The 12,836-nt window shown below is 75.3% G+C and carries 13 protein-coding genes; 7 read left to right on the top strand and 6 right to left on the bottom strand.

The genetic code is table 11. From position 1 onward, the window contains the following. The first annotated feature begins 42 nt into the window (after positions 1 to 42). Positions 43 to 1,035, top strand: coding sequence for a DUF4190 domain-containing protein (locus NHH00_RS20965; protein ID WP_253050556.1), 993 nt, complete (start codon positions 43 to 45; stop codon positions 1,033 to 1,035). A 52-nt stretch (positions 1,036 to 1,087) separates the two neighbouring features. After that, a complete protein-coding gene (locus NHH00_RS04670; protein WP_253050554.1) occupies positions 1,088 to 2,017 on the top strand; it encodes a hypothetical protein in 930 nt (309 codons plus the stop codon). 27 nt (positions 2,018 to 2,044) lie between these two features. Here NHH00_RS04670 and NHH00_RS04665 read toward each other — a convergent pair whose 3' ends face one another. The 3 genes from NHH00_RS04665 to NHH00_RS04655 form a co-directional block, all read right to left on the bottom strand. Further along, entirely contained in the window at positions 2,045 to 2,425 is a 381-nt protein-coding gene (locus NHH00_RS04665; protein ID WP_253050552.1) for an MmcQ/YjbR family DNA-binding protein, read from the bottom strand. Positions 2,426 to 2,492: 67 nt separating this feature from the next. Then, entirely contained in the window at positions 2,493 to 3,500 is a 1,008-nt protein-coding gene (locus NHH00_RS04660; protein WP_253050550.1) for an aldo/keto reductase, read from the bottom strand. Positions 3,501 to 3,509: 9 nt separating this feature from the next. After that, positions 3,510 to 4,730, bottom strand: a complete 1,221-nt coding sequence (locus tag NHH00_RS04655; protein ID WP_253050548.1) for a heparan-alpha-glucosaminide N-acetyltransferase domain-containing protein — start codon at positions 4,728 to 4,730, stop codon at positions 3,510 to 3,512. Positions 4,731 to 4,869: 139 nt separating this feature from the next. Here NHH00_RS04655 and NHH00_RS04650 point away from each other — a divergent pair, with 139 nt between their 5' ends. The 4 genes from NHH00_RS04650 to NHH00_RS04635 all read left to right on the top strand — a co-directional run bounded on the left by NHH00_RS04650 (position 4,870) and on the right by NHH00_RS04635 (position 9,045). Next, positions 4,870 to 5,760 carry a methyltransferase domain-containing protein gene (locus NHH00_RS04650; protein WP_253050546.1) on the top strand — a complete coding sequence of 297 codons (891 nt, stop codon included), beginning with the start codon at positions 4,870 to 4,872 and terminating at the stop codon, positions 5,758 to 5,760. 59 nt (positions 5,761 to 5,819) lie between these two features. After that, positions 5,820 to 6,602 (top strand): fumarylacetoacetate hydrolase family protein, encoded by a 783-nt coding sequence (locus tag NHH00_RS04645; RefSeq protein WP_253050544.1) that lies wholly within the window; start codon positions 5,820 to 5,822, stop codon positions 6,600 to 6,602. A gap of 146 nt (positions 6,603 to 6,748) precedes the next feature. Further along, the gene (gene gltX, locus NHH00_RS04640; protein ID WP_253050542.1) at positions 6,749 to 8,251 is read left to right on the top strand and encodes a glutamate--tRNA ligase; all 1,503 of its coding nucleotides are present in this window, start codon (positions 6,749 to 6,751) and stop codon (positions 8,249 to 8,251) included. Continuing rightward, positions 8,248 to 9,045, top strand: a complete 798-nt coding sequence (locus NHH00_RS04635; protein ID WP_253050540.1) for an HAD family hydrolase — start codon at positions 8,248 to 8,250, stop codon at positions 9,043 to 9,045. The genes gltX and NHH00_RS04635 overlap by 4 nt, the downstream gene beginning before the upstream one ends. Positions 9,046 to 9,170: 125 nt before the next feature. Here the strand turns inward: NHH00_RS04635 and NHH00_RS04630 are convergent, their stop codons facing one another. Then, positions 9,171 to 10,349: a YeiH family protein gene (locus NHH00_RS04630; protein WP_253050538.1), complete on the bottom strand. Its 1,179-nt coding sequence runs from the start codon at positions 10,347 to 10,349 to the stop codon at positions 9,171 to 9,173. A gap of 70 nt (positions 10,350 to 10,419) precedes the next feature. Between NHH00_RS04630 and NHH00_RS04625 the strand changes: the two genes are divergently transcribed. Next, positions 10,420 to 11,346 carry a LysR family transcriptional regulator gene (locus NHH00_RS04625; RefSeq protein WP_253050536.1) on the top strand — a complete coding sequence of 309 codons (927 nt, stop codon included), beginning with the start codon at positions 10,420 to 10,422 and terminating at the stop codon, positions 11,344 to 11,346. 29 nt (positions 11,347 to 11,375) lie between these two features. Here NHH00_RS04625 and NHH00_RS04620 read toward each other — a convergent pair whose 3' ends face one another. Continuing rightward, positions 11,376 to 12,026, bottom strand: coding sequence for a hypothetical protein (locus NHH00_RS04620; RefSeq protein WP_253050534.1), 651 nt, complete (start codon positions 12,024 to 12,026; stop codon positions 11,376 to 11,378). Beyond that, positions 12,023 to 12,799: a class I SAM-dependent methyltransferase gene (locus NHH00_RS04615; protein ID WP_253050532.1), complete on the bottom strand. Its 777-nt coding sequence runs from the start codon at positions 12,797 to 12,799 to the stop codon at positions 12,023 to 12,025. Before NHH00_RS04615 ends, NHH00_RS04620 begins: the two co-directional genes overlap by 4 nt. Positions 12,800 to 12,836 lie beyond the last annotated feature (37 nt).

Below are 12,836 nucleotides of genomic sequence, written 5' to 3'. Positions count from 1 at the left end.
GCACGGTGCCGGACCGGCTTGGCACGAGAGCGGAGAAACGACGTGACCTACCCGACGTGGGGAGACCAGGGAGCCCAGCACCCGAGCTCCTTCGCTCCGCCGCCCCCGACCGCACCCGGCGCGGGCCCAGGAGTGCCGGGGCACGGTGGGCCGGCCCCGACGTGGCCGGCCCAGGCCGCGCACCCGTCTGCTCCCTACGGGGCGGGGTTCGCGCCGAGCAGCGGGCCGCCGCCGCGGCCGCCGGCCGGTAACGGGTCCGCGGTCGCGGCGCTCGTCGTCGGGATCGTCGCGCTGCTCCTGTGCCTCGTGCCCGTGGTCAACGTCGTGGCCGGGATCCTCGCCCTCGTCGCCATCGGACTGGGCATCGCCGGGCTCGTCCGCGCGGGTCGGGTGCCCCGAGGGACCGGCACGGCGATCGCAGGACTGTGCCTCGGTCTCGTCGCGGGACTGGGGTCGATCGTGTCGACGGTCGCCTACGCCGCGATGCAGCCCGCCGAGGTCACCTGGGTCGACACCGCCGAGAGCGCGACGACGACTCCGGAGCCCGACGTCGTGACGTCTGACGGCGCGGAGACGCCGGGCGACGATCCGGCGGCGTCGCAGCCGCTCCCGGTCGAGGAGCCGGTGACTCCGGCGCTGCCGGCCGTCGGCACGCCGGTCCGTGACGGGGACTTCGAGTTCGTCGTCGGCGGGATGGAGTGCGGGGTCATGCGCGTGGGTGACGACTACTTCTCCGAGACACCGCAGGGTCAGTACTGCATCGTGTCCCTGACCGTCACGAACGTGGGCGACTCCGCGCAGACGTTCTTCGGGAGCAACCAGTACACGGTGAACGCGGCGGGCCAGGAGTACTCGGCGGACGACGTCGCGGGGCTCTACCTCGGCGACGACGTCCAGTCGTGGATCGAGCCCGTGAACCCGGGCAACTCGATCTCGCCGCGCGTCGTCTTCGACGTGCCCCTCGACGGTGCGCCGGTCAGCATCGAGCTCCACGACTCCGCCTTCTCCGGCGGGGTGCTCGCAGCGCTCGGATGACGACCCTGCCCGCTCCGCGACACGACGACCCGAACCACCCGAAGGGCTCACCGTGAGCAGCGACCCTGGCGAGCGCCGCGCGCCGGCCTGGGGGACCGCGCCCGAGGCCGGACCCGCCCCGACGAGTGCGTCGACACCTGCTGCGGCACCAGGCCCGGCCCCGGGTGGCGATCCGCACGCCGGGACGGACGGCGGGTCGGGGGAGCCCGCTACGGGCTCCGGCCACCGCAGGCGCTGGTCGTGGACGACGGCCGCGCTCGTGGCGGCGACGCTCGGCGTCCTCCTCGTCGTCGCCGTGCTCGCCACCGAGGCGGTGACGGCGCGGCGCGGCTGGGCGCACGTCGGGGGCCTCTACGCGGTCGCGGGTGCCGCGGTGGTCGCGGTGGGCGCGGTCGTGTGGTGGCGCGGCACGCGCGGCGTGGTGGGCGCGACGCGCGCGCTCGTCGCGCTCCTGGCGGGCACCGTGGTGCTCACCGCGTGGGTGACGGTCGACGTCATGACGGCCGGCGGTCCGGGTTACGGTCCTGGCAGCTCGCTGCGCGGGTACCCGTTCGGCGGCGGCTACGACGAGGGGCCCGAGATCGGCGCTGCCTCGGACCGGGTCTGGTACGGGGAGTCGGTGCGCTACGCGGACGGACTGGTGGTCGCGGTGTCCGCCCCGCAGCCGTACACCCCGACCGAGGACGCCACCAAGCGGGAGGACGACTACCCGCACGCGGTCCGCCTCCGCGTGCGGGTCACCAACGGCACCGGGCAGGAGATCGACCCGGACGGGCTCGAGCTGCAGCCCGTGTCGGGCGGCCTCGTCGCTCGCACGGTCTACGACTACGCGCCCGAGGTCCTGCTCGACGAGCCGGACACGATCGCCCGGGGGACGAGCGCCGAGTGGGACCTCGTCTACAACGTGTACGACCCGGAGGACGTCGTCGTCGGGGTCGAACCGACCTGGGCGAACTACGCGGTGGCCGTGTTCTCCTGGTGACCCGCGCGCGGGGCGGTGCGCCGTGCGTCACTCCGTGCGGTCGAGGTACTCCTGCGCGAGGCGCTTCGGGGCGCGCGCGAGCCAGGCGTCCTGCAGCAGCTCCTCGAGCTCCGGCACGGCGACCTGGTCGAGCCGCGCGAGGACGATCGGGTACCCGTCGAAGTGGCTCGTCGTGAGGAAGACGGCGGGGTCGTCGCCGAGCAGGGCCGCCTTCTCGCCCTCGTCGGCGACGCGGAACGCGACGGGCGGCTCGGCGGGTGCGGCGTCGCCGAGCTCGTCGAGGTCCCTCGTGCGCAGCGGCCGCTCCCAGACGAACAGCTTGCCGTGCACGGTCCACTGCCGCGGACCCTTGAGGTCCGTGTCCGGCAGCACCGCCACGATCCGCGCGACGTCCTCCCACGAGGCCATGCCTCCACGGTAGGCCGCTGGTCGACGACGGACCAGAGGGTCGGCGGCCAGGCCGGGCCGGGGTGCGTCAGTAGGGCGCGACCTTCCCGAGCGGCGGGAAGATCTCGTCGAGCTCGGCCAGGTCCTCGGCCGTGGGCGCCCAGGCCCCGGCCGCGGCGTTCTGCCGCACCTGCTCGGGCTTCGTCGCGCCGGCGATGACGCTCGACACCTGCGGGCGCGACAGGAGCCACCCGAACGCGACCTGGACCTCGGTGATGCCGCGCACCTGGCAGAACGCGCCGAGGCGCGCGAGCGCCTCCCAGGGCGCCGACTCGAGGAGGTGCGGCTTGGTCCGGACGAGGCGGCCGTCGTCGGGCCGCGCGCCGTGCGCGTACTTGCCCGTGAGCAGGCCGTTCGCGAGCGGGAAGTAGGGGAGCACCCCGAGCCCGTACGCGGCCGCGGCGGGCAGCACCTCGAGCTCGGCCGCGCGGTCGACGAGGTTGTACTGGTTCTGCGCGGACACGAAGCGCACGGTCCCGGCGCTGCGCGCGGTGAACTCCGCCTCCGCGATCTGCCATCCGGCCCGGTTGGAGTGCCCGACGTAGAGCACCTTGCCCGCGCGCACGAGGTCGTCGAGCGCCGCGAGCGTCTCCTCGATCGGGGTGCGCGGGTCGGGCGTGTGGAACTGGTAGAGGTCGATCCGGTCGGTGCCCAGGCGGCGCAGCGAGTCCTCCACGGCGCGCACGACGTAGCGCCGCGACCCGCGGGCGTCGAAGTCGTCGCCCGCCGTGCCGCGCATGGACATGCCGAACTTCGTCGCGACCACGACGTCGTCGCGGCGCGACCCGAGCGCCTGGCCGAGCAGCTCCTCGCTCAGCCCGGGGCGGCCCCCGTACGTGTCGGCCGTGTCGAAGAACGTCACCCCGGCGTCGAGCGCGGCGTCGACGACGGCGCGCGTCCCGTCGAGCGTCTCGGTCGCCGTCTGCGGGCGGCCGAAGTTGTTGCAGCCCAGCCCGACGGCGGAGACGGCCAGGCCGGACCGGCCGAGGCGGCGCAGGGCGGGGCGGGGAGCGGTTCCGTCGTTCGCAGTCGTCATGCGGCGACCCTACGACGCGCCGCGGGCGGTCGTGACCGCGGACGCGCGCGCCGCGACGGCCGCGAAGAGCCGTTCGAGCGGCCCCCGCCCGAGCGCCCAGCGCCACAGGGTCGCGACCGCGAGCGTGGCGAGCACGAGGGCGAGGAGGGGACCGTTCGTCGTCTGCTCGTAGGCCGCGTCGCCCCACGCCCACAGCACGACGATCTGGGCCGAGTAGACCGTGAGCGCCATCGCGCCGACCGCCGCGACGGGCGCCAGGACCCAGCGCCCGACCCGGCCCGCGAACAGGCACAGACCCAGCACCGCGACGGCGAACCCGCCCGAGCCCACGACCTCCGGCAGGGTGTCGGTGTGCGGGCCGGCGAGCCACAGGTACGCGCTCGTCGGCCACGGGTCGGACCAGCCCAGGGGTTCGGGCCGGAACGTGCTCGACCACGCCGCGGCGGCGTCCTCGACGGCCTGTGCCCCGCCGAGGGGTCCGGTCATCGTCGCCGAGAGCCCGTACCCGATGCCCAGGGCGAGCAGCCCGCCGCCCACGAGCCCGACGCGCGTCGCGGTCGAGGACAGGTCGGAGCGTCCGATCGCGATCCCGACCAGCACGTATGCCATCCACACGACCGCGGGGTAGTGCCCGGACGCGAAGAAGTCGGTCAGCGCTCCCGACCCGTCGTCGGGCAGGTGCAGCCCGGCGCGCGCGAGCACCTCGGGGAGCCAGTACGCGAGCACCGGCCCGACCACCGCGACCGCTCCGGCCAGCACGAGCAGGTCGCGGCGGCGCCAGCGCAGGAACGGCAGCGCGAGCACGAAGTACGCGGCGTAGAAGCCGAGGATGAGCAGCACGCGCGTGCCGAGCAGGTCCAGCAGGCCCACGAGCCCGAGGAGCATCACGGCGCGCACGAGGATGCGCGTCCGGGTCTGCAGCGCGGGCAGCCCGTCGAGCGGCGTGCGCCCGCCCGAGACGATCGCGAGCGACACCCCGGCGACGAGCGCGAAGAGGATCGACGACCGCCCGTGCGACAGCGAGAGCCAGCCGGCCACCTCGCCGAAGTCGTCGGAGGTGTACCCGACGTGCGCGGTGAACATCCCGAGGACCGCGATCCCGCGCGCGACGTCGACCCCCGCCACTCGACCCGGCCCGCCGAGCAGGAGGGCGGCGTGCCGCCGCGCGAACCCGGGGGAGGGGCGAGCGGGTTCGCCAGGGGCGGGAGTCGTGCCGGTCGCGGCCGTCATGGGGGGATTGTCCGCGCGCGGGCGCGCTCCCACCCGGCCGCCACGCCGGAGCGGACGGCGGTGCGACCCCGCGCGGACCGCGCGCCCAGAGTGTGAGAACGGGGTCGAGAACGATGCACGTCCGGCCTACGGTGCGGGTATGACGCACACCCCCCACGGCGCCGACGCGGCCGCCGAGCACCACGCCGACGCCCCCACCGGGGCCGGGAGCGACCCCGCGCAGGAGTCCGAGTCGTACACGCACGGGCACCACGAGTCCGTGCTGCGCTCGCACCGGTGGCGCACCGCCGAGAACTCGGCCGGGTTCCTCCTGCCGCACCTGCGCGCGGGCATGAGCGTCCTCGACGTCGGCTGCGGCCCGGCGACGGTCACCGTCGACCTCGCCGACCGCGTGGCCGGGGGACGCGTCGTCGGGGTCGACGCGTCCGAGGCCGTCCTCGAGAGCGCGCGCGAGCTCGCCGCCCAGCGCGGCACCGCGAACATCACCTTCCAGCACGCGAACGCGTACGAGCTGCCGTTCGCCGACGGCACGTTCGACGTCGTCTACGCGCACCAGCTCCTCCAGCACCTGTCCGACCCGATCGCCGCGCTGCGCGAGATGAAGCGCGTCGCCAAGCCCGGCGGGCTCGTCGCCGTGCGCGACGCCGACTATGCCGCCATGACCTGGTACCCCGAGTCCCCTGGCCTGACCGAGTGGAACACGCTCTACCACGAGGTCACGCACGCGTACGGGTTCGAGGCCGACGCCGGTCGTCGCCTGTTCTCCTGGGTCCAGGACGCCGGGTTCGACCTCGACGGCATCGTGCCCAGCGCGAGCACGTGGTGCTACGCGACCCCGGCCGACCGCACCTGGTGGGGCGGGCTCTGGGCCGAGCGCTGCGTCGCGTCGAACTTCGCGGTGCAGGCGAAGGAGTCGGCGCTCGCGGACGACGTCGCGCTCGAACAGCTCGCGCAGGACTGGCTGCGCTGGGCCGAGGAGCCCGCGGGCTGGTTCGCGGTCCTCAACGGCGAGGTCCTCGCCCGCGCGTGAGCGCGGTCGCGCCACGGTCCCGCGCGGTCGCGCGGGCGCAGGCCGGATAGCCTAAGCCCGTGCGCATCGCGAGATTCACCACCGGAGACGACCCCCGCTACGCCCTCGTCCAGCAGGAGGGGGACCGCACGTACCTCGCGGTCCTCACGGGCGACCCGCTCTACATGCCCGTCACGCCGACGGGCGAGCGCATCGAGCTGGGCGACGGCGTCCGGCTGCTGGCGCCGGTGATCCCGCGCTCCAAGGTCGTCGCCGTGGGCCGCAACTACGCGGACCACGCGAGGGAGATGGGCAACGACGTCCCGACGAGCCCGCTGCTGTTCCTCAAGCCGAACACCTCGGTCGTCGGCCCGGACGACCCGATCGTCCTGCCCGACTTCTCGCAGGAGGTCTCCTACGAGGCCGAGCTCGCGGTCGTCATCGGCCGGCTCGCCAAGGACGTCTCGCCCGAGGCCGCGCCCGGGTACGTGCTCGGGTACACCGTCGCGAACGACGTCACCGCGCGCGACGCGCAGCGCACCGACGGGCAGTGGGCGCGCGCCAAGGGCTTCGACTCCGCGTGCCCGCTCGGCCCGTGGATCGACACCGACCTGAACCCCGAGGACGTCGGCGTGCGCAGCCGCGTCAACGGCGAGGTGAAGCAGGACGGCCGCACGAGCGACATGATCTTCGACGTCCCCTTCCTGGTGTCGTACATCTCCGAGGCGATGACCCTCCTGCCCGGCGACGTCATCCTCACCGGCACGCCCGCCGGCGTCGGCCTGGTCGACGTGGGCGACCGCGTCGAGTGCGAGGTCGAGGGCATCGGCGTCCTGAGCAACCCGGTCGTCCGACGCCACTGACCCTGGGACGCGCCCCGGGTCGTACGGTCGTGCGCGGAGGGGGCCGGGGCGCCGTCGTGCCGTGCGCCGCGCCGGACTGAGACGACGACGCGGGTGACGCCGGACGCCCGGGCGACGCACGGCGTCGGGCAACTACGCTGGGCACCGTGATCCCCGCACCTGGCTCCTCGCCCGTCCGCGTCCGCTTCTGCCCGTCCCCGACCGGGACGCCGCACGTCGGGCTCATCCGCACCGCCCTGTTCAACTGGGCCTACGCGCGGCACACGGGCGGCACGTTCGTGTTCCGCATCGAGGACACCGACGCCGCGCGCGACAGCGAGGAGAGCTACCAGCAGCTCCTCGACGCGCTGCGCTGGCTCGGGCTCGACTGGGACGAGGGCGTCGAGGTGGGTGGCCCGCACGAGCCGTACCGGCAGTCGCAGCGCGCGGACATCTACCAGGACGTCATCGCGCGGCTCGTCGAGGGCGGGTACGTGTACGAGTCGTTCTCGACCCCCGAGGAGTCCGACGCGCGCAACGCCGCCGCGGGCGTCAAGACCAAGGGGTACGACAACTTCGACCGCACCCTCACGGACGAGCAGAAGGCCGCGTTCCGTGCCGAGGGCCGCGAGCCCGTGCTGCGCCTGCGCATGCCGGACGAGGACATCACGTTCACCGACCTCGTCCGCGGCGAAATCACGTTCAAGGCGGGCTCGGTCCCGGACTACGCGCTCGTGCGCGGCAACGGTCAGCCGCTCTACACGCTCGTCAACCCGGTCGACGACGCGCTCATGGGCATCACGCACGTGCTGCGCGGCGAGGACCTGCTGTCCTCCACGCCGCGGCAGATCGCGCTGTACCGAGCGCTGCTGGAGATCGGCGTCGCGCAGGTGATGCCGGAGTTCGGTCATCTGCCGTACGTCATGGGCGAGGGCAACAAGAAGCTCTCCAAGCGCGACCCCGAGTCCAACCTGTTCCTGCACCGCGAGCGCGGCTTCACGCCCGAGGGCCTGCTCAACTACCTCGCGCTGCTCGGCTGGTCCATCTCGCCGGACCACGACATCTTCACCGTCACCGAGCTGGTCGAGGCGTTCGACGTCCACGACGTCCTGCCCAACCCGGCGCGCTTCGACCTCAAGAAGGCGGAGGCGATCAACGCGACGCACGTGCGCCTGCTCGCCCCCGAGGACTTCCGCGACCGCCTCGTCCCGTACCTGCACGCGGGCGGGCTCGTCCCGGCGGACTCGTTCGCCGACCTGTCGCCGCGCAACCAGGAGATCCTCACCGCCGCGGCGCCCTTGGTCCAGGAGCGCATGGTGCTGCTCGGGGAGTCGGTCGGGATGCTCGGCTTCCTCTTCACGGCCGACGACGCGCTCACGGTCGAGGAGGACGCGCGCGGCGCCCTGCGCGACGACGCGAAGGACGTCCTCGCCGCCGCGATCGCCGCGCTCGACGTGCTGCAGGACGGCGAGTTCGTCACGGCGGCGATCGAGGAGCGCCTGCGCGACGCGATCGTCGAGGGCATGGGCGTCAAGCCGCGCTTCGCGTTCACGCCGCTGCGCGTCGCGCTCACGGGCCGCCGCGTCTCCCCGCCGCTGTTCGAGTCCATGGAGCTGCTCGGCAAGGGCTCCACGCTGGAGCGCCTCGTCCGGCTGCGGGACGCGCTGTGACGGACGGCGTCTCGGCGGCCCCCGAGGCGGTCGAGGGCGTCCTGTTCGACGTCGACGACACGCTCGTCGACACGCGCGCCGCGTTCTCGGAGGCGATCGCCGCTGCGTCGCGCGTGTGGCTCCCGCACCTGCCCGAGAGCCGGTACGACGAGGTGCTCGCGCTGTGGCGCTCCGACCCCAACGGGCACTACCGCGCGTACACGCGCGGCGAGGTCGACTTCGACGCGCAGCGCATGGCGCGGGCCAACGAGCTCCAGGCGACGTTCGGCGGCGAGCTGCTCGACGACGCCGCGTACGTGGACTGGAAGGACCTCTTCTGGGGCACGTTCGAGGCCTCGTGGGCAGGGTTCGAGGACGCGCGCCCGGTCGTGGACGCGCTCGTCGCGGCGGGGGTCCGCGTGGGGTCCCTGACGAACGCGCGCGTCGAGCTGCAGACCCGCAAGCTCGCGGCCGCGGGCCTGCCCGACGTCCCGCTGCTCGTCGGGGTGGACACGCTCGGGTTCGGCAAGCCCGACCCGCGCGTGTTCGCCGAGGCGTGCCGCCGGCTCGGGACCGACCCGGCCCGCACGGCGTACGTAGGCGACGAGCTCGACGTCGACGCGCGCGCCGCGCTCGCGGCCGGCCTCGTCGGGGTCTGGCTCGACCGACCCGGCACGCGCCGCGGCGGCCCGCACCCGGAGGACCCGACGTCGGCCCGCGCGTCGGGCGTGCACGTGGTCCACACCCTGGTCGACCTGCCCGCGACCCTCGGCATCGCCGTCCACGCCCGCGCCGAGGCCCCCACGCCGAGGTAGAGCCCTGGTCCGCCGAGGTAGAGCCCTGGTCAATGACCAGGGCTCTACCTCGCGTGACCAGGGCTCTACCTCGCGCCACCACGGTTCTCGCTCGCGTGACCAGGTCCTCCGCCGACGGGGACCTGTCAGGTGAGGAGCAGGACGCCGACGAGGGCCGTCGTCGTGACGAGGAGCGCCGAGAGGCCTCCGAGGACGAGCGCGCGCCGCCCCGTGCGCAGCAGGTACGGGACGTCCACGCCGAGCCCGAGCGCGAACATGGCGGCGACGAACGCGAGCGTCGTCGCGGTCGCGAGCGCGGCGAGCAGGGGCGCCGGCACGACGCCCAGGCTGCGCAGCGCCACCGCGGCCACGAACCCGACGACGAACCACGGCACCGGCGCGACCCGCGGTGGGGTCGCGTGCGCCGTCGTCCCCGAGGCGTCGCCGTGGACGGCGCCGGTGGAGCCGACCCGGGCGACGGCCGCGCGCCGGGCCCCGCGGGCCACGACGACGCCTGCGACGGTGACGAGCGGGGCGAGGAGGGCGACGCGCGCGAGCTTGGCGACCGTGGCGGTCGCGAGGGCGGGGTCCGAGATGGTCCCGGCGGCCGTGACGACCTGCGCGACCTCCTGCACGCTCGCGCCGATCCAGAGCCCGGCCTGGTCGTCGCTCAGCCCCACCACCGACGCCAGCCAGGGCAGCGCGACGATCGCGAGCGTGCCGTAGACGGTGACGAGCGCGAGGGACGCGGCGACGCCGTCGTCGTCCTCGCGGACCTGCCCGGGGGTGCGTCCCGGACCGGCGACGACGCCCTGCATCGCCGAGATCGCCGCGGCCCCGCACACCGAGAACCCGGTCGCGACGAGCAGCGAGGTGACTCGCGAAACCCGCAGCGCGCGACCGAGGGCGAGCGTGCCCGTGAAGGTGACGAGGAGGGTCGTCGTGACGACCACGAGCCCGCGCCAGCCCAGCGCGAGGACCTCGGGGACCGAGAGCTGGAAGCCGAGCAGCACGACGCCGGTGCGCAGGACGACGCGGGACGTCCACGCGACCCCGGGCCGGGTCGCCGCGACGGTGGCTCCGCCGCGCCGGGTCCTGCCCACCCGGCCCAGGACCGGTGCGACGAGCGCGCCGAGCACGAGCGCGACGACGAGCGGGGAGACCGTCGGGACGAGCCGCGCCCCGAGCAGCACGAGGACCGTCGCCCCGGCGACCAGCACGAGCCCGGGCAGCAGCGCACGGGAGCCCGCGGCGCGGCGGGACGCGCTCGCCGTCGCGACGGGAGGTGGTGCGGTGCGGGCCGTGCGGGGTGCGGGAGGTGCCATGCTCACGAGCCTGCTGCGTGCGGCGACGCCGCGGAAGGGCGATCTGCCTCGCAACCCATAGAGTGGTCCTATGGCCCACACCTCTCGCGACCGGACCTCGCTCTCCGCGCTCGAGCTGCTCGTCGCGACCGACTCGCACGGCTCGATCAGCGCTGCGGCGCGGGCGCTCGGGGTCGCCCAGCCGACGGCGTCGGCAGGCCTGCGCGCGCTGGAGCGCCGCCTCGGGCTCGAGCTCCTCGAGCGCACGACGCGCGGCTCCCGGCTCACGGAGACGGGCCGCGCGACCGCCGCGTGGGCGCGCGAGGTGATCGAGGCGTCGGACCGCTTCGAGACGTCGGTCGCCGCGCTGCGCGACGCCCCGGCCGCCCGGGTCCGCGTCGCGGCGAGCCTCACGGTCGCCGAGTACCTGGCTCCCCGCTGGCTCGTGCGCCTGGCGCTCGAGGGATCCGGCCCCGGCGGGGGAGCGCCGGACGTCGAGCTCGTGGTGCGCAACTCGCGCGAGGTGACCGACCTCGTCCTCGACGGCGCCGTCGAGCTGGGCTTCGTCGAGAGCGCGACGCTGCGCCGCGGGCTGCGCAGCCGCACCGTCGCGCACGACCGGCTCGTCGTGGTCGTCGGGCCGGCGCACCGGTGGGCACGGCGGAGCGCGCTGCGGGTCGACGAGCTGCTCACGGGCGGTCTCGTCGTGCGCGAGCGCGGGTCGGGCACGCGCGAGACGCTCGAGCGCGGCCTCGCGGCGGTCGGCGAGCGCCTGCCCGACCACCTGCCCTACCTCGGCTCGACGGCGGCGCTGAAGACCGCCGTGCAGCACGGCGGTGCCGTCGCGGTCCTGTCGAGCCTCGCCGTCGCCGACGACGTCGCGCGCGGCGCACTGGTGCGGGTCGCCGTCCCGGGGCTCGAGCTCGACCGTCGCCTGCGCATGGTGTGGAAGGACGGCACCGCGCTCTCGTCCGCCGCGCGCCGCATCGCCGCCGCGGCGGCCGTCTCGTCGGGCTGACCCTGGCCCCGCGGGCGCGACGAGGTCCGTCAGCGCACCGACGCGTCCCAGCGCCAGCGCGTGCGGTGGGGCCTGCCGGGGAGCTCGCCGCGCCCGGTCGCCCACAGGAGCAGGAGGTCGGGGTCCTCCTCCGCTCCCGGGTCGACGTCCGGGAAGAGGCGTGCGAGGACCCGCGGCGCGAGGCCCGCGGGGAACGGCACGTGCTCGCCCGCGAGCCCGAGCACGACGTCGTGGCCGTGCACGAGGACCTCGGCGACCCCCATCGCCGCGAACCCCGCGGCGTCGGAGGTCCCGTAGGGGTGATAGGCGCGCGCTGCCGCCGGACGGGTCTCGGCGAGCGTCGCGAGGAGCTCGCCGCCGCCGAGCAGCGCCTCGGCCAGGCCCGCCGTCCCGGCCGCACGGTCGACGTGCGCGATCTCGTCCTCCCCGCGCGGGCCGACGAGCGGGACGTACGCGAGGCGCGGGAGCGCGGCGAGCTGGAGGGCGTAGGCGAGCAGGTCGTCCACGACGTGCTCCGCCGTCGTCCAGCACGACCACCGCACCGGGCCGGCCTGCGCGTCGAACGCCGAGGCGGGGTGCCGGACGAGGTGGTCCGCGAGCCAGCGCGCCGCCGTCCGGACGTCGTCGCCGGTGACGGCCTCCGGGGTGCGGTGGCCGGCGCGGCCCGGGCGCGTGCTCACGCGCTGCCCGGGGCGGCGAGCACGTCGGCCCGCCAGCACTCGGCGAGGTACGGGAGGTCCACCCGGTCGCGCCCCGCGAGGTCCGGGTGGGTCGCGACGAGCTCGTCGATCTCGCCGAGCAGCTCCTCGCGGCGCGCGTCGGGGAGCGTCAGCAGGTAGCTGCGCGACGCGGCGAGCGGGCGGAGCGACGACGTCGGGACACGGTCGGCCCACGGCACCGTGCGGTGGTCGGGCGGGGTGAAGAGCTGCTCGGCGAGGACGGGCTCGCGGTAGCTGCGCTCGAGGGTGTCGCCACGGTGGATGATCTCCGTGAACCGGCCGACCCAGTCGACCGCGCTGTCCCGCACGTTCCACACGATGCCGAGGCGCCCGCCGGGGCGCAGCACGCGCGCGATCTCGGGCTGGGCGGCGGGGGAGAACCAGTGCCAGGCCTGCGCGACGAGCACGGCGTCGACGCTCGCGTCGGGGAGCGGGATCGCCTCGGCCGAGCCGGGCAGCGCCCGTGCGTCCGGCACGGACTCCGTGAGGCGCGCGCGCATCGCGTCCGAGGGCTCGACGGCGACGACGTCCAGCCCGCGGGCGACGAGCCGCTCGGTGAGCTTCCCGGTGCCCGCGGCGAGGTCGAGGACGCGCCGCGCGCCGTCGGGCAGGAGCCAGTCGACCGCCTCGTCCGGGTAGGAGGGCCGTGTGGACGCGTACTGGGCGGCCCCCTGCTCGAACGACGCGGCGCGGTCGGCACGCGAGCCGGGATCGGGGGAGTCTCCTGTGCTCATGCCCCGACGGTGCCAGACGGCGGCGCCGCGCGTCGAC

The organism is Cellulosimicrobium cellulans, from assembly GCF_024124905.1.
Classification (GTDB): Bacteria; Actinomycetota; Actinomycetes; order Actinomycetales; family Cellulomonadaceae; genus Cellulosimicrobium; species Cellulosimicrobium cellulans_G.
Note: the sequence above shows the minus strand (reverse complement) of the source record. Positions and strands in the feature narration are given on the sequence as shown.

What these genes read in the sequence shown, in the direction of transcription:
- NHH00_RS04665 (WP_253050552.1), bottom strand. Translation starts at nt 2,425, where the DNA reads ATGGCCTCGTGGGAGGACGTCGCGCGGATCGTGGCGGTGCTGCCGGAC.
- NHH00_RS04660 (WP_253050550.1), bottom strand. Translation starts at nt 3,500, where the DNA reads ATGACGACTGCGAACGACGGAACCGCTCCCCGCCCCGCCCTGCGCCGC.
- NHH00_RS04655 (WP_253050548.1), bottom strand. Translation starts at nt 4,730, where the DNA reads ATGACGGCCGCGACCGGCACGACTCCCGCCCCTGGCGAACCCGCTCGC.
- NHH00_RS04650 (WP_253050546.1), top strand. Translation starts at nt 4,870, where the DNA reads ATGACGCACACCCCCCACGGCGCCGACGCGGCCGCCGAGCACCACGCC.
- NHH00_RS04630 (WP_253050538.1), bottom strand. Translation starts at nt 10,349, where the DNA reads ATGGCACCTCCCGCACCCCGCACGGCCCGCACCGCACCACCTCCCGTC.
- NHH00_RS04625 (WP_253050536.1), top strand. Translation starts at nt 10,420, where the DNA reads ATGGCCCACACCTCTCGCGACCGGACCTCGCTCTCCGCGCTCGAGCTG.
- NHH00_RS04615 (WP_253050532.1), bottom strand. Translation starts at nt 12,799, where the DNA reads ATGAGCACAGGAGACTCCCCCGATCCCGGCTCGCGTGCCGACCGCGCC.